This window comes from Streptomyces sp. NBC_01089 (genome assembly GCF_045162975.1).
Taxonomy (GTDB): domain Bacteria; phylum Actinomycetota; class Actinomycetes; order Streptomycetales; family Streptomycetaceae; genus Streptomyces.
On record NZ_CP108660.1, the window covers coordinates 1,860,247 to 1,878,380 of the forward strand.

At 71.7% G+C, this 18,134-nt stretch carries 16 protein-coding genes and 1 pseudogene; 10 read left to right on the forward strand and 7 right to left on the reverse strand.

The annotated features are described in order from the left end of the window. Nucleotides 1-3: 3 nt before the first annotated feature. Nucleotides 4-1,023, reverse strand: coding sequence for an Lrp/AsnC family transcriptional regulator (locus OG510_RS08210; RefSeq protein ID WP_406136111.1), 1,020 nt, complete (start codon nucleotides 1,021-1,023; stop codon nucleotides 4-6). 201 nt (nucleotides 1,024-1,224) lie between these two features. Between OG510_RS08210 and OG510_RS08215 the strand changes: the two genes are divergently transcribed. The 3 genes from OG510_RS08215 (at nucleotide 1,225) to OG510_RS08225 (ending at nucleotide 5,815) form a co-directional block, all read left to right on the forward strand. After that, nucleotides 1,225-2,604, forward strand: a complete 1,380-nt coding sequence (locus OG510_RS08215) for an MFS transporter (protein ID WP_406136112.1) — start codon at nucleotides 1,225-1,227, stop codon at nucleotides 2,602-2,604. After that, nucleotides 2,601-3,842: a M20 family metallopeptidase gene (locus OG510_RS08220; protein WP_406136113.1), complete on the forward strand. Its 1,242-nt coding sequence runs from the start codon at nucleotides 2,601-2,603 to the stop codon at nucleotides 3,840-3,842. The genes OG510_RS08215 and OG510_RS08220 overlap by 4 nt, the downstream gene beginning before the upstream one ends. A gap of 671 nt (nucleotides 3,843-4,513) precedes the next feature. After that, nucleotides 4,514-5,815, forward strand: coding sequence for a hypothetical protein (locus tag OG510_RS08225; protein ID WP_406136114.1), 1,302 nt, complete (start codon nucleotides 4,514-4,516; stop codon nucleotides 5,813-5,815). 66 nt (nucleotides 5,816-5,881) lie between these two features. Here the strand turns inward: OG510_RS08225 and OG510_RS08230 are convergent, their stop codons facing one another. Continuing rightward, a complete protein-coding gene (locus OG510_RS08230) occupies nucleotides 5,882-6,796 on the reverse strand; it encodes an AraC family transcriptional regulator N-terminal domain-containing protein (RefSeq protein ID WP_406136115.1) in 915 nt (304 codons plus the stop codon). A 110-nt stretch (nucleotides 6,797-6,906) separates the two neighbouring features. On the opposite strand from OG510_RS08230, the gene OG510_RS08235 reads away from it, so the two are divergent. From OG510_RS08235 to OG510_RS08245, 3 genes and pseudogenes are all read left to right on the forward strand, one after another. Continuing rightward, the gene (locus OG510_RS08235; protein ID WP_406136116.1) at nucleotides 6,907-7,704 is read left to right on the forward strand and encodes an SDR family NAD(P)-dependent oxidoreductase; all 798 of its coding nucleotides are present in this window, start codon (nucleotides 6,907-6,909) and stop codon (nucleotides 7,702-7,704) included. Nucleotides 7,705-7,762: 58 nt separating this feature from the next. After that, entirely contained in the window at nucleotides 7,763-8,800 is a 1,038-nt protein-coding gene (locus tag OG510_RS08240; protein WP_406136117.1) for an NAD(P)-dependent alcohol dehydrogenase, read from the forward strand. A gap of 7 nt (nucleotides 8,801-8,807) precedes the next feature. Further along, nucleotides 8,808-8,933, forward strand: a pseudogene (locus OG510_RS08245) (IS481 family transposase); the annotation flags it as partial. A 17-nt stretch (nucleotides 8,934-8,950) separates the two neighbouring features. Here OG510_RS08245 and OG510_RS08250 read toward each other — a convergent pair. Beyond that, nucleotides 8,951-11,071 carry an AAA family ATPase gene (locus tag OG510_RS08250; protein WP_406136118.1) on the reverse strand — a complete coding sequence of 707 codons (2,121 nt, stop codon included), beginning with the start codon at nucleotides 11,069-11,071 and terminating at the stop codon, nucleotides 8,951-8,953. 248 nt (nucleotides 11,072-11,319) lie between these two features. On the opposite strand from OG510_RS08250, the gene OG510_RS08255 reads away from it, so the two are divergent. Beyond that, entirely contained in the window at nucleotides 11,320-11,691 is a 372-nt protein-coding gene (locus OG510_RS08255) for a DoxX family protein (RefSeq protein ID WP_406136119.1), read from the forward strand. Nucleotides 11,692-11,781: 90 nt separating this feature from the next. Next, nucleotides 11,782-12,426 (forward strand): YceI family protein, encoded by a 645-nt coding sequence (locus OG510_RS08260; protein WP_406136120.1) that lies wholly within the window; start codon nucleotides 11,782-11,784, stop codon nucleotides 12,424-12,426. A 123-nt stretch (nucleotides 12,427-12,549) separates the two neighbouring features. On the opposite strand, the gene OG510_RS08265 is transcribed toward OG510_RS08260, so the two are convergent. From OG510_RS08265 to rpmB, 4 genes are all read right to left on the reverse strand, one after another. Continuing rightward, nucleotides 12,550-14,004 carry a glyceraldehyde-3-phosphate dehydrogenase gene (locus OG510_RS08265; RefSeq protein ID WP_406136121.1) on the reverse strand — a complete coding sequence of 485 codons (1,455 nt, stop codon included), beginning with the start codon at nucleotides 14,002-14,004 and terminating at the stop codon, nucleotides 12,550-12,552. Between the two features lie 159 nt (nucleotides 14,005-14,163). Continuing rightward, a complete protein-coding gene (locus OG510_RS08270; RefSeq protein ID WP_406136122.1) occupies nucleotides 14,164-15,618 on the reverse strand; it encodes a sulfatase-like hydrolase/transferase in 1,455 nt (484 codons plus the stop codon). A 296-nt stretch (nucleotides 15,619-15,914) separates the two neighbouring features. Further along, nucleotides 15,915-16,220: a 30S ribosomal protein S14 gene (rpsN, locus tag OG510_RS08275; RefSeq protein WP_406136123.1), complete on the reverse strand. Its 306-nt coding sequence runs from the start codon at nucleotides 16,218-16,220 to the stop codon at nucleotides 15,915-15,917. Further along, nucleotides 16,220-16,456: a 50S ribosomal protein L28 gene (gene rpmB, locus OG510_RS08280; protein ID WP_164259622.1), complete on the reverse strand. Its 237-nt coding sequence runs from the start codon at nucleotides 16,454-16,456 to the stop codon at nucleotides 16,220-16,222. Before rpmB ends, rpsN begins: the two co-directional genes overlap by 1 nt. 68 nt (nucleotides 16,457-16,524) lie before the next feature. Between rpmB and rpmG the strand changes: the two genes are divergently transcribed. Next, nucleotides 16,525-16,689, forward strand: a complete 165-nt coding sequence (gene rpmG, locus OG510_RS08285) for a 50S ribosomal protein L33 (RefSeq protein ID WP_406136124.1) — start codon at nucleotides 16,525-16,527, stop codon at nucleotides 16,687-16,689. A gap of 123 nt (nucleotides 16,690-16,812) precedes the next feature. Continuing rightward, nucleotides 16,813-17,970 (forward strand): CobW family GTP-binding protein, encoded by a 1,158-nt coding sequence (locus OG510_RS08290; RefSeq protein ID WP_406136126.1) that lies wholly within the window; start codon nucleotides 16,813-16,815, stop codon nucleotides 17,968-17,970. Nucleotides 17,971-18,134 lie beyond the last annotated feature (164 nt).

Consider the following 18,134-nt stretch of genomic DNA (forward strand, 5'->3'; position numbering starts at 1 on the left):
CGGCTACCAGGGCGAGATCGGCTGCACCCCCACCCGGCGGCCCTCGTCGTCGAGGAGATGACCCATCCGTTTGACCGTGTGCAGGCCCACGATGCGGTCGGTCACCGTGAGGGTGGGCAGCCGGGCGCACAGGGCGGTCTCGCGCCGCTGGATGTCACCGAGGTCGTGCACCCAGAGCGTGACGAAGATGTTCGCCGGCCCGGTCACCGCCGCGACCAGGCGGCATTCGGGCAGGGCCGCGAGGGTGCGGTGGGTGGTGCCGATGTCCCGCGCGGGCACCTGCCCGAGCAGCGAGACCGGCACCGGATGCCCGGCCAGCGCGGAGGCGATGTCGCAGCGGAAGGTCAGGACCGACGAATCCGTGAGGCGGCGCAGCCTGCGGCGGACGGTGGCCGGGCTGGTCGCCGTGCGCTCGGCCAGTTCGGCCAGCCCGAGCCGGCCGTCCCGGACCAGCTCGCGCAGCAGGGCCCGGTCGACGGCGTCGAGCGGGACCGTACCCGCGGGCTCCCCCCGCGCGGCCGACGGACTGCCGAGCGCCGTCAGCTGCGCGGGGGCCAGCGAGCGCAGCCGCCAGCGGCTGCCCTCGACGTAGAGCGACGTGGTGAACAGGCAGGTCACCGAGACGATGCCCGGCATCCGGTCCAACTTCTCGCCGAGGAACCGGGTGAGCGCCGTCAGATCCGGGGCGAGCACATCGAGGAGCAGGTCGGCGGAGCCGTGCCCGGTCAGCTCGATCGTCACGGCCTCCGGGAGCGCGCTCAGCTCCGCCATCAGCCGGGTCCGGTCCCCGGGAAGGCAGCGCAGCAGGACGAAGGCCGAGCAGCGGTTACGGGAGAACTCCCGGCCGGGCGCCGCGTACACCCAGGCCAGCCCCTCCCCCGTCAGCCGCTCCCAGCGCCGCGCCAGCGTGCCCGCGGTCACCCCGAGCAGCGGCGCAAGCTCCGACCACGAGGCCCTGGGGCGCAGCTGGAGGGCGTTCGCCAGGGCGAGGTCGAGTTCGCTGGCGGTGACCGTTTCTCGCATCACAAGCCCTCCGCACGGACGAATCAATGAATATTCGAGGACGTTTGCGTCCCCGCCCGCACAGTAGCCACCACATTCGGTTCCGGCCACCAAAGTTCCCCGGGCCCCCAGTGATCCAGAGGTGAAGCTGTGCACACACGCATATCTGGAACGGAACGCGGACCCGGAGCGCTCAGTTCCGGACCCGGCATGCTCGGGACGATGGCGGTCGTGATCCTGCTGGGCGGCATCGTCCAGGGCTATCTGACCCCGTTGCTGCCCGAGGTCGGCCTCAGTCTGCACATCAGCACCGTGGGACAGAACAACATCTATCTGCTGTCCCAGGTGGCCTTCGCGGTGATGACACCGCTGCTCTCCCGCCTCGGTGACCTGTACGGGCACCGCAGACTCCTGCGGGTGTGCGTCGCGATGGTGGCGGGCGGCTCGCTGCTGATCGCCGTGCGGCCGACCGCCCTGACGCTGGCCGTCGGCGTCGTCCTGCAGGGCGCGCTCGTCGGCTTCTTCCCGCTGCTCGTGGGCATCCTGCGCTCCCGGGCGCCCGAGCGGAACCGCACCGGGATCTCCCTCCTCGTCGGGGTCCTGCTCCTGTCGATCGGCGTCGGCGGCCTGGTGGCGGGCTCGCTCAGCGAGCGGCACGCGGAGGCCGGGCTGTGGACGGCCGTCCCGGTCGCCGTACTCGCCGTGGTCGCGGCCATCGCCCTGCCCGCCAGCGACGCACCGCGCGGCGGCCGCTTCCACTACGGGGCCGCGGTGCTGCTCACCGCGGGCCTGGTGGCGCTCGTCCTGGTGCTCGCGCAGGGCGGCACCTGGGGCTGGGGGGCGCCGCGTACGCTCGCGCTCGCCGTCGGGGCGGTCGTCGTCCTGGCGGTCTGGGTGGCGGTCGAGCGGCGCTCGGCGCACCCGCTGGTCAGCGTACGGATGCTGAGCAACCCGCGCCTCGCGGTGGTCAGCGGCTTCACCTTCTGCGCCTCCTTCGGCACCATCGGCTTCCTCGGCGCCAACGCCCTCTTCCTGGGCGCATCGCGGGCGGAGACCGGTTACGGCATGGACCTGGGGCCGCAGGCCATCGCCACGATCTCGCTCGCCATGGTGACCGCCGGATTCGCCGGATCCGCCCTCACCCCGCGCCTCACCCGCAGGCTCGGAGACCGCGCCGTACTCGCGTCAGGCGGCGCCCTCATCGCCCTGGGCTTCCTGGGGATGGCCGTCTTCCACCGCACCCTCCCCCAGTACGTCGTCTGCGCCCTGGTGGTGGGGCTCGCCACCGGGCTCTTCGAGTCGATCTCGCGGACCCTGTCGGCCGAGGCCGTCGCGGAGCAGGAGACGGCGCTCGCGGTCGGCCTCAACGAACTGGCCCTGTCCCTCGGCGCGGCCATCGGCGCCGCCGTGATCGCCGCGTTCTTCGAGGCCCACGTCACACCGGGCACCTCGCACGTCGCCGAGTCCGGCTACCTGTGGGGCTGGGGCGCGTGCGCGGCGGTGGCCGTCGCCGGTACGGCCCTGGCGCTGCGCTACCGCGGTTCGCGCGGGACGGACGCCACCCATGATCAGCACCTGACACAGAGCGGAGAGCTCGCATGACGGACACCCCGAACGCCTCGGACATCTCAGAGGCCCCGGACACCTCGAAGACCCCGGACGCCCCGGACGCCCCGAAGACCCGCAGGGCCGTCGCCGATGCGGTCGGCTCCTGGAGCGATCAGCTCGTGGGCCTCAGCCACGCCCTGCACGACGAACCCGAGACGGCCCTCCAGGAACACCGCGCGGCCGCCAGGATCGGTGACCTGCTCGAAACGGCGGGCTTCACCGTCACCCGGGGGGTCGCGGACCTCCCCACGGCGCTCGTCGCCACCCATGGAACCGGGGAACTCGTCATCGGGTTCTGCGCCGAGTACGACGCCCTGCCCGGCATCGGCCACGCCTGCGGGCACAACGTCAACGGGGCGGCGGCCGTCGGCGCCGCCCTCGGCCTCGCCGCCGTGGCGGACGAACTCGGCCTCACGGTCAAGCTGATCGGCACACCGGCCGAGGAGGACATCGGCGGGAAGGTCCTCCTCCTCGACGCCGGGGTCTTCGACGACGTGGCCGCGGCGATGATGGTGCACGCCGCACCCGACGACACGGTCGGCGCCTCGTCACTGGCCGTCGGGGCCTGGGACGTCACCTACCGCGGCAAGCCCTCGCACGCCGCGATGGCCCCCTGGGAAGGGATCAACGCACTCGACGCGATGACCGTCGCACACACCGCCATAGGGCTGCTGCGCCAGCAACTGCCTCCGGGTGTGGTGGTGCACGGCATCGTCACCGACGGCGGCCAGGCCGTGAACATCATCCCCGCCCGCACCGGCGCACGCTGCGAGGTCAGGGCGCTGACCGTGGAACAGCTCGGCGCCGCGCACCAGCGGGTACGCGCCTGCTTCGAGGCCGGGGCGCTCGCCACCGGGGCCGAGCTGGAACTGGAGGCGCACGGGCGGGAGTTCCATGACCTGCGCCAGGACCCCGGCATGACGCGGGCGTATGTGGAGGCGCTCGGCGAACTGGGCCGCACGGCGACGCCGCTGCACGGCGAGTCGATGGCGTCGACCGACATGGGCAACGTCTCGCAGTACGTCCCCACGATCCACCCGACCATCGGCTACGAGACGGGCGGCGCCAGGCAGCACACCCCCGAGTTCACCGCGTACGGCAAGAGCGGCGGCGCCGACCGCGCGGTCCTCGACGGTGCCACCGCGCTGGCCCTGACGGGCGCCGCGCTGGCGGCCGCACCGGAACAGCGGAGCCGGCTGCTCGACGGGGTACGGGAGCGGCGCGGCAGGTGACCTGGGCCGCGGCAGGGGGCGTGTGCCCTGCCGCGCGGGCGGCACCGGCGTACGGCTAGGGTGATCGGCCGATGGGACCACACACGCCCGGGAGGAGCACAAGTGCGGGCTGAACCCCTGCCGATACGTGTACCGGTCGGGCGGGAGTCCGGACGCTGGACCAGCCGCACGGCGCAGCGCCGGGTCCTGGTGGTGGTCCACAACGCCACATCCGCCGGGCGTCTGCTGGATGTACTGGCACTGTTCCATGACGACTTCCGCGTCCAGCTGCTCGTCACCTCGACGGGATCCTCCGCCTTCCAGGGCGGAATCGACGAGCTCTTCGACGGCTTGGCTCTCCCCGTGCTGCCGTGGGAGCAGGCACTCTCCACGCCGGTCGATCTCGCGGTCTCGGCGAGTTTCGGCGGTCAACTCGCTTTGATTCAGGGGAAATTGACCATTATTTCCCATGGAGTGGGATACACTAAGAAGCTCGCGGAGCCGGGAGCCGGGAGCCGGGAGCCGGGAGCCGGGAGCCGGGAGCCGGGAGCCGGGAGCCGGGAGCCGGGAGCCGGGAGCCGGGAGCCGGGAGCCGGGAGCCGGGAGCCGGGAGCCGGGAGCCGGGAGCCGGGAGCCGGGAGCCGACGTTCGGTCTGTCGCCCGAGTGGCTGCTCGCGGACGGCAAACCGTTCATGGACGGCCTCGTGCTCTCCCATCCGGAACAGCTGGAGCGGCTGTGCCGTGTCTGCCCCGAGGCCGTGGACATCTCCGTGCTCGCCGGCGACCCGTGCTTCGACCGCATGCTCGCCGCGCGCCCGTACCGCGACCGTTTCCGGCGGGCCCTGGGCGTACGGCGGGGCCAACGGCTCGTCGTACTGAACTCCACATGGAACCCGGAAGGCTTCTTCGGCAACGGCGGCAGTGACACTGACACTGGCACTGGCACTGGCACTGGCGACAGCGATGACAGCGGCGGCGGTCACGACGTCCTGCCGGGTCTTCTCCCGCGGCTCACCGCCGAGTTGCCCGCCGACGACTACCGGCTGGCCGCCGTCCTGCACCCCAACATCTGGTACGGACACGGACCCGGCCAGGTCCGCGCCTGGCTGGACCGGGCCCGCCGCAGTGGGCTGACCCTCATCGACCCCGCACACGCCTGGCGGCAGGCACTCCTCGCGGCCGACGCCGTGATCGGCGACTTCGGTGCCGTCTCCTACTACGCCTCGGCTCTCGGTGTCCCGGTGCTGCTGGCGGCCGCCGGGCAGGAGCGGCTGGACCCCGAGACACCGCTCGCCGCGTTCGTCCGGGACGCCCCACGGCTCGATCCGCACGGCCCACTGCGCCCCCAGGTCGAACGACTGCTGTCCGGCCACCGCCCGGCCGCCGACCCCGCCGAGTTCGTCACCTCGGCTCCCGGCGCGTCCGCGGCGCTCCTGCGGCGCCATTTCTACGCGCTGATGGACCTTCCCGAGCCCGCCGCCCCGGCCCTCCTCGAACCGCTGCCCCTGCCTCCGTACGAGCCACCGCACCGGACGGCTCCGCTGCGGGTGCTGACCCGCGTCAGCGGCACGGACATCGTGGTCGAGCGGTCCACCGAGCTTCCCTACGACGCGGAAGGCGACGTCCACCTCGCGGTGCACGAGGACACCAGGGACCCGGGCGACCTGGCACTGGCCGACGTGATCGTGCGCGCCGGATCCGCGGACGATCCGCGGCTGGGCGGGCCCGGGGTGTGGACCGCCGAGGTCCTCGGCCGGCATCCGCACTGTGCGGTCGCCGCGTACGTCGGCGGACCGGACGACTGCACCGTACGCAGCCGTCGGCACGGCCTGTTCCGGCTGTCCGCGGGCCCGGACGCGGACGCCGACCCCGCGGCGTACGCCTCGTCACTGCACGCCTGGCTGGCCGACGGACGGAGCGTGCCGCCCGGCGGCATCACGCTCCGGATCCACACGGCCGGAGGCGTGCACCCGGTGACCGTCGCGGAAGCCTGACAGGACCGGACACCGCCGGGTCGGGCGCGGCCCTGAGCGAAGGCGAGAAGGCCCAGGCCGGCCGATCTACGGGAGAAGGGCCGGAAAGGTCTTCCCTCCTTGACGCAGCTGCTCCCGCAAGTGGTTGCCGTCCGCTGCAGGTGATGCTCCGTAGAGGTGGCGGTAGTCGCGGGTGAAGTGGGGGACGCTTCGGTAGCCGACGGCGAGGGCCGCCTGTGCTGCGGATTCCCCGAGGACGACCATGCGGTGGCGGGCCTCGCCGAGGCGAAGCCGCTTGAGGTACTGCAGGGGCGTCATGGAGGTCGCTTCCTTGAAGCGTCGGTACAGGGTCGGCCGGCTGGTGCGGACCTCGGCGGCGAGCACCCTCATCGACCACGGCTCGGCCATTCGGTCGGTCAGCAAGCTCACGGCACGGGGCACGATGGGGTCACCGTCGTCGAGTGCGGCGAGGACGCGGGGCGCTTGGTCGGTCTGCAGCAGGCGCAGCACGATCTCCCGGGAGATCATGGGGCCGAGGATGGGGATGTGTTCGGGCTCGTCGAGCAGGGCGAGCAGCCGCGTGAAGGCGTCGGCCAGGGCGGGTGACCACACGCCGAGCCTGTCCATCGGCGACGCAGGGTGAGCCTTGCGTGGCATCACGGCGGCGACTTCCGCGACGAGGGCCGAGTCGAGCTGCCACCGGGCCGCCAGGAAGCCTCGCCGCGGGTCGGTTTCGACGACGCTGGAGACGAGCGGGAGCTCGACCGGGGTGATGATGAACTTCTCCCGGCCCCAGACCTGGTCGTCATCGCCGACGATGGTGCGTTTGCCTCCCGCCAGAACCGTGGACAGGGACGGGGTGTAGTGCTGGTATCCGAGTCCGGTCGCAGCGGTGACGTGGCTGAGCCGGAGACCGAGCCGCTGCGCCCGTGCCCGGTCCGGGGCATGCCGCGACACGATCTCGGCCGCTCGATCGAGGCTCTGGGCAGTCGCGGGATCCATACCCCTATCCAAAACCCCGTCCCTGCCGGCCGCAGCGCCTGACACGATCCGGCAAGGGGTTGATCGTGTCAGGCAAGGTGCGAGGCGACACGAAGGCGGACGATCGAGGCATGGATACGAATGAACAGCTTCTGACCTCGCTGGCCGCCGACACCGCGCTTGCCGGGCGCACTGCACTGGTCACCGGGTCGTCGAGCGGCATCGGCGAGGCCATCGCCCGCGTCCTTGCCGCCTCGGGCGCCGAGGTCGTCGTCAGCGGCCGGGATGCCGGGCGAGCGCAGCGCGTCGTGGACACGATCGTCAAGGCCGGTGGGCGGGCCCACCCGCTCACCATGGACCTCGGCGCCGAGCCGGCCGGCATCCGGGCTTTCGCCGATCAGGCGCAGGACGCTCTCGGTGGAGCCGTCGACATCCTCGTCAACAACGCGGGCGTGTACCCGGGCGGGCGTACCGAGACGGTCACCGACGAGGAGATGCAGGCGCTGTGGGCGACCAATATCCGCGCCCCGCACGTCCTGGTCGCCGAGCTGGCCCCGCGCATGGCCGAGCGTGGGTTCGGCGTCATTGTGAACATCGGATCGTGGATGGCCCGGGTGGGCGTCCCCTACAAGGCGCTGTATCCGGCGACCAAGGCGGCGGTGGAACAGCTGACCCGGGCGTGGGCGGCTGAGTACGGCCCTCGTGGCGTCCGCGTGAACACCGTCGCGCCGGGAGCCACGGCCACGCGCGGCACCTCGGCCGGCGCGGACCAGATGGCCGAGCTGACGAAGGGCACCCCTGCGGGCTCCCCCGTACGTCCTGCCGACATCGCCTACGCGGTCCGCTTCCTCGCCTCCGACCAGGCGGCGTTCGTCCACGGCGCGGCCCTCGATGTCGACGGCGGTATCGCAGCCACCCGCCTGCGCTGACCGGAGCCGAAGCCGGATGCGGCTTCCCGACTCTTCTTCACGGAAGGTGTTCTCACCCGTGCGTTCCACCACCGGCTGGGCCGTTCACAAGCCCGGCGGCCCCCTCGCCCCCTGGCCCTTCACACGCCGCGACCTGCGCGACGACGACGTCGCCGTGCGGATCCACTACTGCGGTGTGTGCGGCTCGGACCTGCACGCCGTACGCCACGCAGACCCGCGGGGCACCCCGCTGGTCACCGGCCACGAGATGACCGGCACCGTCGCCGCGGTCGGGCCGGCCGTCACGCGCCTGAGGCCCGGCGACCAGGTCGCCATCGGCAATGTGGTCGACTCCTGCGGAACCTGCCCCGCCTGCACCCAGGGCCGGGAGAACTGGTGCTTCGACTTCCCGACCGTCACCTACGGCGGCCGGGACCGCGTCGACCACACCCTCACCCAGGGCGGATTCTCCGGCGAGTACGTCGCCCGCGACAGGTTCGTCCACGCCCTGCCCGCCGGCCTGGACCCGGCGGCGGCCGCACCTTTGCTCTGCGCCGGCGTCACCGTCTACGCACCGCTGCGGCGCTGGGCGGCGGGCCCCGGCACAACGGTCGGCGTCGTCGGCATCGGCGGCCTCGGCCACCTGGGCATCAAGTACGCCCACGCCATGGGCGCCCATGTGGTCGCCCTGACCACCTCGCCGGGTAAGGCCGACGAGGCTCGCGAACTCGGCGCGGCCGAGGCCATCGTGACCACCGACCCGGCGGCCATGGCAGCAGCGAAATGGCGCTTCGACCTGATCCTGGACACCGTCGGCGTCCCCCATCGCCTGGACCCGTACCTGCAAGCACTCAAGCTCGACGGCACCCTGGTCACGGTCGGCGCCCCGTCACAGGACTGGCAGATCGATCCCTTCAGCCTCCGCTACGGCGAAAAGGTCCTGACCGGCAGCGGGGGAAACGGCACCCGCATGGTCCGGGACATGCTCGCCTTCAGCGCCTCACACCACATCACCGCCGACATCGAACTGCTCCCCGCAACCGGGATCAACACAGCACTCGACCGCCTGGAACGCAACGATGTGCGCTACCGCTTCGTCCTCGACATGACCCAGTAGTGCCCCGAGCAACGCTGAACGCACCGACGCCCTGGCGGATTCCCTTCGCCTCTACGACTACCACCGCTGCCGTACCGCGCTTGATGGCCAGCCACCCGTCAGCCGCGTCAACAACGCTCGCTCCAGGTCAATACACACCTCAATACACACCTACCGGCCACCCTCGCAGCGCAGCCGCAGCCCCGCGAGATACCGCAGATGCGGAGCGGCCGCCGGGGTGAGCAGCGCCTCCGCCTCGCTGACCTTCGTCAGCGCCTCGGCGTTCTCGCCCGCGTCGTGGAGGGTGTCGGCCAGGTCGGTGAGGGCACGTGCCCGGTTGTAGTTCTCGCCCTGCTGCTCGAAGAAGCGGGCCGCGGACTCCAGGAGGCGCTGTGATTCCGCGAAGCGGCCCAGGCCCCGCAGCGCTCGGCCCTGATGCCGCTCGGCCAGTGCGAGGGCGCGTGCCACATCCCGCTCGCCCTCCTGCCCCGGGGTGATCCGCCGGTAGATGCCCTCGGCCTCGGTGAACCGCTCGTACGCGGCCTCCCACCGCAGCTGATACAGGCTCAGCAGGCCCAGCAACTCGACGGACGACGCCTCGCCCCGTACGTGCCCCGCCGCCCGCTCGCACTCGACGGCCGCACGCGCCGACCGCCCGGCTTCCTCCCCCTGCTTCAGCTCACCCAGGCAGTGGGCGAGCTGGAAGTGGATCCCCGCCGCTGTCCGTGAACGCGGCTGGTGCTCGTCGGCGCACCGGGCGGCCGCACGCAGCGCGGGCAGCACCTCGTCCCAGTAGCCGGCCTTGAGCTGGAGTGGCCACAGGGCGCGGGCCAGCCGCAGCGCCGTCGTGATGTGCTGGTGCTCCTCCGCGACGGACACCGCGCGGACCAGATTGCCCACCTCCACGGCCAGCACCGCCACGCCCTGTGCCTCGTCGCGGTACGTCTCCCCGGCATCCGGCGCGGGCTCGGTGCGCCAGCTCTGCGGCAGAGCGGCATGGGCGGCGTGCAGGGCGCGGTTGAGCAGGGCGTCGAGGGCGCGCTCCACGGCGGCGGAGCATTCGGCGACACCGTGCTCGGGGCCCGCCGTTTCGGCCAGATAACGCCCTACTTCGGGGCGGAAGCGGTAGCGGCCGTCGGCCACGAGGTCCAGCAGCTGGACCTCCACCGCGTCTTCGAGCATCCGGGCCGCCTCCTGGGGCCCGACGTCGGCGGCCGCCGCGGCGAGGGACGCGTCGATGGCGGGCCAGCCGCCCAGCGCCGTCAGCCTGACCAGCCGCGCCGTCTCCGGCCCGAGGCGGTCACAGGCGCGCCGGGCGGCGTCGCGCACCGGATGGCGGGCCGACGGCCCGGCGGCCCGCTGCCGCGCACCGGTCTCCTCGGCCAGCAGGCTCATCGCCTCGGCCTTCAGCGCGTAGGCGTTGCCCGCGCAGTGTTCCAGCACCCCGGGCATCCGGGCCCTGGCCCGGGCGATCTCCTGCCGCCCGGCCACCTTGCGCATCATCTGCACCGCGTACCGGTCGGTCAGGGCGGGGACGGCGATCCGTTCGGCCTCCAGCGCGAAGGGCCGGCCGGACACCACCACCAGCAGGAAGACATCGGGGGTGGCCGGGACGAGGGTGCGGACCTGGGCGACGGACGACGCGTGGTCGACCACCACCAGGGCTCTGCGGCCCGCGGTGAGCTGCCGGTAGAGCTGCTCGCGTCCGGGCGCGGTCGTCGGCATCCGGTCCGGCGTGACACCCATCTGCCGGAGCAGACGCAGCAGCACAGTGGCCGGATCCGGACCATGACCGCCGGACGCGTCCCGCAGGTCGACGTAGAACTGCCCGTCGGGGAACCGGGTGTCGAGCTCGGAGCCCAGGCGCAGGGCGACCTCGGTGGTACCGATCCCGGGCGGCCCATGGAGCAGTGCGACCCGCGGCCGCCCGTCAGCGGGGCGGGTCGCCTCCCGCTTCAGCTTCTTGAGCACCTTCTGGCGGTCGGTGAAATACCGTGTCGCGGAGGGCAGTTCACGTGCGCGGGCCAGTTCCGTGGCCTGTTCGGGGAGGCTGCGGACGAGCCGCGCCCACTCGTCGGCCAGCTGCGGGTCGCCGCTCAGCCGTGCGTGCACCTGGCCCGCCAGTGACCGCCACTCGTCCGGCCCCGACGGCAGTGACGCCTCCCTGCCGAGCGTTCTCCTCGCCAGTGCGCCGGTCGTCAGGAGGAGCTGCTTGCCCATCTCCCCCGCGGCCCCGTTACCCGCCGCGCTGAGAAACGCGGTCAGCGCGCTCAGCGCCACAACCTCCAGCACGTCGGGCCCCTCCCCTGGTCACCGAACCGACTTTGCCGGACTTTACGCCGCGAACGGAGCTCCGGGAAACATTTGAAGCCACGTCAACTCCGCTTGAAGAGGAGGGCGTCGGGAACGGCCGATGAGGCGGCCACGGCACCGATGTCACACATCGGGCCCGCCGGCCGGTCTTCCTGGCGATGGCACCCCACAACGGCATCCCCCGAGGGAGCGCCCGGCAACGCCATCCCGTACGCAAGGGAGACATCATGTTCGCCGCCTACCTCACGGTCACCGTCCTGGGCGCGGTCTTCAACGGCGCCGCCGCCGTCACCTATCTGATCGGCCACGAATACCCCAAGGCCCAGGCCGACATGAAGGGGGTGCCACGGAAGTGGGTACCGGTCCTCGGCCTGCTGCTGGCAGCGGGCACCGCCGGGCTGCTGGCCGGACTCGCGGTCCCGCTGCTGGGAACCCTCGCCGCGGCCGGCCTGGTGCTGTACTTCATCGGCGCGATCGTCGCCCATCTGCGGGTGGGCTCCCGCAACATCGTGGGCGGGATCATGTTCCTCGTCACCGCGGTGGCCGTCCTGGCCCTGGGCCGGATCTACCACGGCCACTGGTGGTCCGCGGGGCCGTGACCTCCAAACTGTGAAGATCCACTCCGGGGGTGGCGGGTTTCCTGACCATGCCTTGCGGGCGTCACCCGATCCGGATTAGCTACCTGCGCCATGAACCTTTTCAACCGCAGCCCCTCAGCCCGACGCGGGGCGGCGGAGTACGCCGCTCCGGCTGCTCCCGCCGGCCCGGCCCTGCCGGATCCCGCCATGGCGGGTCTCACCGGAGAGTGGATCATCGATCCCGCACACAGCAGAATCGGCTTCTCCGTGCGGCACGCCATGGTGACGACCGTGCGCGGCGCCTTCACCGAGTACGAGAGCCGTCTCTACTTCGACGGCCGCAACCCCGCCCGCTCCCAGGCCGAGATCGTCCTGTCCACCGCCGGTGTCGACACCGGCGTGGAGCAGCGCGACGCCCACCTGGTGGGGCGGGACTTCCTGAACGCCGCGGAGTACCCGCGGATGACCTTCCGCAGCACCGCCGTGCAGATGGCGGGCGACGACGTCTTCCGCATGATCGGTGACCTCACCATCAAGGACACCACCCGCCCCGTGGTCCTGGAACTCACCTACATCGGTTACGTCACCGACCCGTTCGGTTACGAGCGGGTCGGCTTCGACGGCACCACCACCATCAACCGCTCCGACTGGGGGCTGACCTACAACGCCAGGCTGGCCGAAGGCGGAGCCATGGTGAGCGAGAAGGTCCGCCTCCAGTTCGACATCGCCGCTATCCGCACCACCCCCGCCGGATGAGGACGAGCCGGGGCCGGGTCCTGTAGGCGGCCACCGCTACAGGCGGGCTCCCCGGCCCCGGGCCCGGCGGCCGGATCGCCCGCCGGGCCGGATCGCGCGGCCGGGCCGGATCGCGGGGCCGGGTCAGACCGCGGGCGCCGGGTAGGTCGGGTACTCCACCCCGGAGACGTACTGGACGACGCGGATGACCTGGCACGAGTAGCCGAACTCGTTGTCGTACCACAGGTAGAGGATCGCGTTGTCGCCGTCGACCTTGGTGGCTCCGGCGTCGACGATCGACGCATGGCGCGAGCCGATGAAGTCGCTGGAGACGGCGTCCGGGGCGCTCGTGAAGTCGATCTGGCGCTTGAGCGGCGAGGACAGCGACACATTGCGGAGGTAGTCGAGGACCTCGTCGCGGGTGGCCTCACGCCCGAGCCGCAGACTGAGGATCGCGATGGAGACGTCCGGCACCGGGACACGGACCGAGCTGCCGGTGATCGTGGCCTGGAGGTCGGGCAGCGCCTTGGCGACGGCGGAGGCGGCGCCGGTCTCGGTGATCACCATGTTGAGCGGCGCCGAGCGGCCGCGGCGGTCACCCACGTGGTAGTTGTCCAGCAGGTTCTGGTCGTTGGTGAACGAGTGGATGGTCTCCACGTGGCCGCGCAGGACGCCGTACTCGTCCGCCATGGCCTTCAGCGGCGGGACGATCGCGTTGGTGGTGCAGGAGGCGCAGGACAGGATCTGCTCGTCCGGCTTGATCATGTCGTGGTTCACACCGTGCACGACGTTGGGGACATCGCCCTTGCCCGGCGCGGTCAGGACGACCTTGGCGATGCCGGGCCGCAGGTGCTGCGAGAGCCCCTCGCGGTCGCGCCACTTACCGGTGTTGTCGATGAGGATGGCGTTCTTGATGCCGTACTCGGTGTAGTCCACCGAGGTCGGGGCGTCGGAGTAGATCACCTTGATCTCGTTGCCGTTGGCGATGATCGTGTTATTCGCCTCGTCAACGGTGATCGTGCCCTGGAACTGGCCGTGAATGGAGTCACGGCGCAGCAGCGAGGCGCGCTTGACGATGTCCTTGGCGTCATCGGCCGAGCCCTTGCGGACGACGATGGCGCGCAGCCGCAGCCCGTTCCCGGAGCCGGCCTTCTCGATGAGCAGGCGGGCCACGAGGCGGCCGATGCGGCCGAAGCCGTAGAGGACGACGTCCCGCGGCTCCCGGCGCTCGATCTTGTTGTCGCCCGTGGCGCCGGCGACGGCCTCGGCGGTGAACTCCTCGGCCGACAGACCGCGGTCGTCGGTCTTGTACGCCTCGGCGAGCAGCCCGATGTCGATCTGGGAAGGCCCGAGATCGAGCGTGGTGAGAGCCCGCAGGAACGGCAGTGTCTCGGTGACCGACAGTTCCACGCCGGCTATCTGCCGGGCGAACCGGTGGGTCTTGAGGATGCTGACCACCGACTTGTTCACCAGGGAGCGGCTGTGGAGGAGGACCGTGACGTCCCGCTCCCTGTGCAGCTTCCCGATGACGGGGATCATCGACTCCGCGATCTCCTCGCGGGTCTTCCAATGGGTGAACGAGTCGTCATTGACAGTCACAGGTGCATCTTTCGAGCTAGGCAGTGCTCATATGGTAACGGGGCCGGTTCTACGGTGACGACGGGGCCCGGCCCGGCCCGCGGGGCGCAGCGCACAAGGGCAGGCCGGACGGGCCGGCCGAGGCGTCCCGGTCAGCAGGGCCCGGTCAGGATGCCCTGGTCAGGACGGGCCGAGCGGCGGATACCGCAGCGGCCAGTCCGGGGCGTCGAACGCTCCTGTCGGGTCGCCGTCCAGTGGCGCCGACTGCCCCGCCCCGGTGACCGGCAGCCGGCTCCCGTCCCGTTCGGGTTCCCCGTGTTCGAGGAACCAGGTGTCCAGCCGCTGCCGCAGAGCCCCGATCCGCCCGGAGTGGGCCGGATCACCGGCCAGGTTGACGCGCTCGCCCGGGTCCGCGGCCAGGTCGTACAGCTCGTGCGGGCCGTACGGATAGCGGTGGACGTACTTCCAGTCCGTGGTCCGGATCATGCGGACCGGCCCGTACTCGTCGTAGACCACCACGGGCCTGGACGGTGCGGGCCGCCCCTCCGGCTCGTCGCCGAGAAGCAGCCCCGCGAAGGAACTGCCTGGCCCCTGTTCGTACGGCTCGGGGTCCAGGCCCGCGCACTCCATGAGCGTGGCCGCGAAGTCGTAGGCCGACAGCAGTTCCTGGCGCACCTGGCCCGCGGTGATGCGGCCCGGCTGCGAGATGATCGCGGGGACCTTGACCGAGCTGTCGTACATGTTCTGCGGGAAGGTGCCGTTGCCCTTGCCCCAGATGCCGTGGTGGCCGCAGTTGAACCCGTTGTCGCTGGAGAAGACGACGAGGGTGCTGTCGGTCAGCCCCTCTTCGGCCAGGGTATCGAGCACCCGGCCGATGCCGGTGTCCATGGCGGTGACCGAGGCGAAATAGCCGACGAGGGCCGCCCGCACATCGGGTTCGCCCCCGACGGGCACCCCGTCGGCCAGCGGCTGCCAGGGATGCGGCGCCTCCTGCGGACAGCTGTCGAAGGCGCAGTCCGCGTACAGACTCTCGATGTGCGGCGGGTGCTGGCCCTTCCAGGGCTTGTGCGGGGCGGTGAAGTGCAGGGAGAGATAGAAGGGGGAGTCGCTGCCGGCCTCGGCCCGTATCCAGCCCAGGGCGTCGTCGGCGAGCAGGTCGGTGAGGTAGCCGTCGGCCGGCTCCCGTACACCGTCGCGGTACATGGGGGCGTCGTGGTACGGGCTGCCGCCGCTTTCGTGGGAGTACCAGTGGGTGAAGCCCTGCCGGGGCCGGTCGTTCGCGCCGAGATGCCACTTGCCGGACAGCGCCAGACGGTATCCGGCCGCGGCGAAGTCGTCGGTGAACAGGCGCTGTCCGGCCAGGAAGTCGGTACCGCCTTCTCCCACATGGCCGCCGGAGAGCCAGTCGTGCACGCCGTGGCGGGACGGGATCTGCCCGGTGAACAGGCTGGCCCTGGCGGGCGAGCAGACCGGGGAGGTACAGAAGAAGTTCTCCAGGCGGGTGCCTCCGGCGGCGAGCGCGTCCAGCCGGGGGGTGATGATCTCCTCGTTGCCCGCACAGCCCAGCGCCCAGTGGGCCTGGTCGTCGCTGAGGATCACGAGAACATTCGGGTGCAGCGGATCACGGCTTGCCATGGTGGCCTCCAGAGTGCGCGGGGTGCACGCCGCCCGGTGCCTTCGGACACCCCTGCGGGTGCCTTGCCGGCCGTGTTCCTCGGCCGTCCGGGACGCCCCGGCGGTGTGCTGGTGGTAACGCGACCGAACCACGCACGATGCCGGTCATCGGGGCCAGTTGCAAGATCACCCAGAGGCACCCGGGGAGGCCCGGCTCGCACGACGGCGTCCCCCCGGAGCGCCGCCCCGGAGGACGGGCACGGCGCTGAGCCCCGGCGGGCGGGCCCGTACGGCCACGGACCCGCCCGCCGGGAACCTCACCAGGAGGACTTGGTCACTCCGGGCAGGAATCCGGCATGCGCCTGCTCCCTCATCCGCACCCGCGAGAGACCGAACTTGCGCAGGTGCCCGCGCGGTCGGCCGTCCACCCTGTCGCGGTTGCGGACCCGGGTCGCGCCGGCGTCCCTCGGCTGGCGGCGCAACTCGGCCAGAGCGGCGGCCCGTTCGGCGTCACCGGTGCCCGGCCTGCGGATGGTCTCCTTGAGTTCGGCCCGGCGGGCGGCGTAGCGCAGGACGGTCTCCTTGCGCTGTTCGTTCTTCGCGATCTTGCTCTTGCGGGCCATCAGACACGCCCCCCTCGTGCCCTGATACGTGCCACGGCGGCCTCGATGCCGATGGTGTCGACGGTCCTGATCGCCCTGGCACTGAGGACGAGCCGGACATGACGGCCCTCGCTCGGGAGCCAGTACCGCTTGCGCTGGATGTTCGGGTCGAACCGGCGCGGGGTGCGGCGGTGCGAATGGGAGATGTTGTTGCCGAAGCCCGGACGGGCGCCGGTCAGTTGGCAGTGCGCAGACATACGGAGGTCTGTCCTTCCCCGGGGCGAACCCCTATCGGAAATGAAAATCGTTGTCGTATGCTACCCGTATGGCACGCACCGAGATCCGCCCGATCGTCAGACTCCGCTCGACAGCAGGCACCGGCTGCACCTACGTGACCCGGAAGAACCGCCGCAACGACCCCGACCGCCTGACCCTGCGGAAGTACGACCCGGTCGTCCGCCGACACGTCGAGTTCCGTGAAGAACGGTGACCCCCCGGCCCTCCCCGGCACCCCCCGTGCCGTACGCCGGCGCCACCCCCGACACCACCCCGACAAGGAACGAACCGCTGTGAAATCCGACCCGCATTCCCGCCACCGCCACGGAGCCCGGTGATGGCCCCTCACCCCGCCGAGCTGCCGGTCGTCATCGTCGCCGGACTGCACGCCGAGGCACGCCGGCGGACCGTGAACCGGCTGCTGTTCGACGTACCCGGCAGCGTCGCCCTCCATCACGATCTGTCCACGGCCCCCTCCGGAACCGTGCTGCGCAGCGTCCGCGACACCGCGGACACCTGGTCACGCGGCGAGACGCCGCTGGTCAACGACTGTGCGTGCTGCGCCCTGCGGGAGGACCTGGTCCCCGAGCTGCGACGGCTGGCCGAGGACGGAACGACCCGCCTCGCGGTGGTCGAACTCTGGGACTCCGTCGAACCACGCGCCATGGCGGAACTGGTGGCCGCTCACGGCGAGGGCTTCCTGCGGGTGACCAATGTGATGGCGGCCGTGGACCCGTCCCTGCTGCTCGCCTGCCTCGGCAACGGGGACGACCTCGCGGAGGCGGGCCTGGCGGCAGCCGGGACGGACCGGCGGACCGTCGGCGACACCTTCGCCCGCCAGCTCGAATACCCGGCCGTGCACGTCCTGGTCGACCACGACGACGCGGACCCGGCCGACCTCGCCCTGCTGCGGCAGTTGCACCCGACGGCGCGCCGCGTCGCGCTCGACTCGCCGCAGCTCGCACGCCTGGCGTTCGCCGGCTTCGACGTGGGCGCCGCCGCCGCGGCGCAGCACCCGGCCTGCGCCCTGCTCCCCCAGGACGCGGACGAGGCAGGAGTCGCCACGCTGGTCTGGCACAGCAGACGCCCGTTCCACCCGGAGCGCCTGTACGACGCCCTGGAGGACCTCTGCTGCGCGGCGACCCGCAGCCGCGGCCGCTTCTGGCTCGCCGACCGGCCCGACACCCTCCTGTCCTGGGACGCGGCGGGCGGCGCCCTCTGCGTGGAGGGAACGGGGCCCTGGCTGGCCTCGCTGCCGGACGCGGCCTGGGACCTGGTACCGGCGGTCCGCAGGGCGGCCGCCGCACTCGACTGGCACCCCGAACACGGGGACCGCTGCCAGCACCTGGTCTTCACCTCACCCGGCCTCGACCGGGACCGGCTGACCTCCGTCCTGGCGTCGTGCCTGCTGACCGACCACGAGATGGAGGGCGGAGCCGAAGCCTGGAAGGACTTCCCGGCGGCCTTCGACGGCCTTCTCGACCCCGTCCACTGAACAGACCGTCCGGACCACCACATTCAGGGAACTCCCATGGCCGTACCCAAACGCACGATGTCGTCCCGGCTCCTCACCACCGTCAGGGCCGGGCTGTTCAAAGCACTGACCGCCACGGACAGGAGGCCCGACTGAAGAGCTGAACGTGCTGAAGAGCTGAGCAC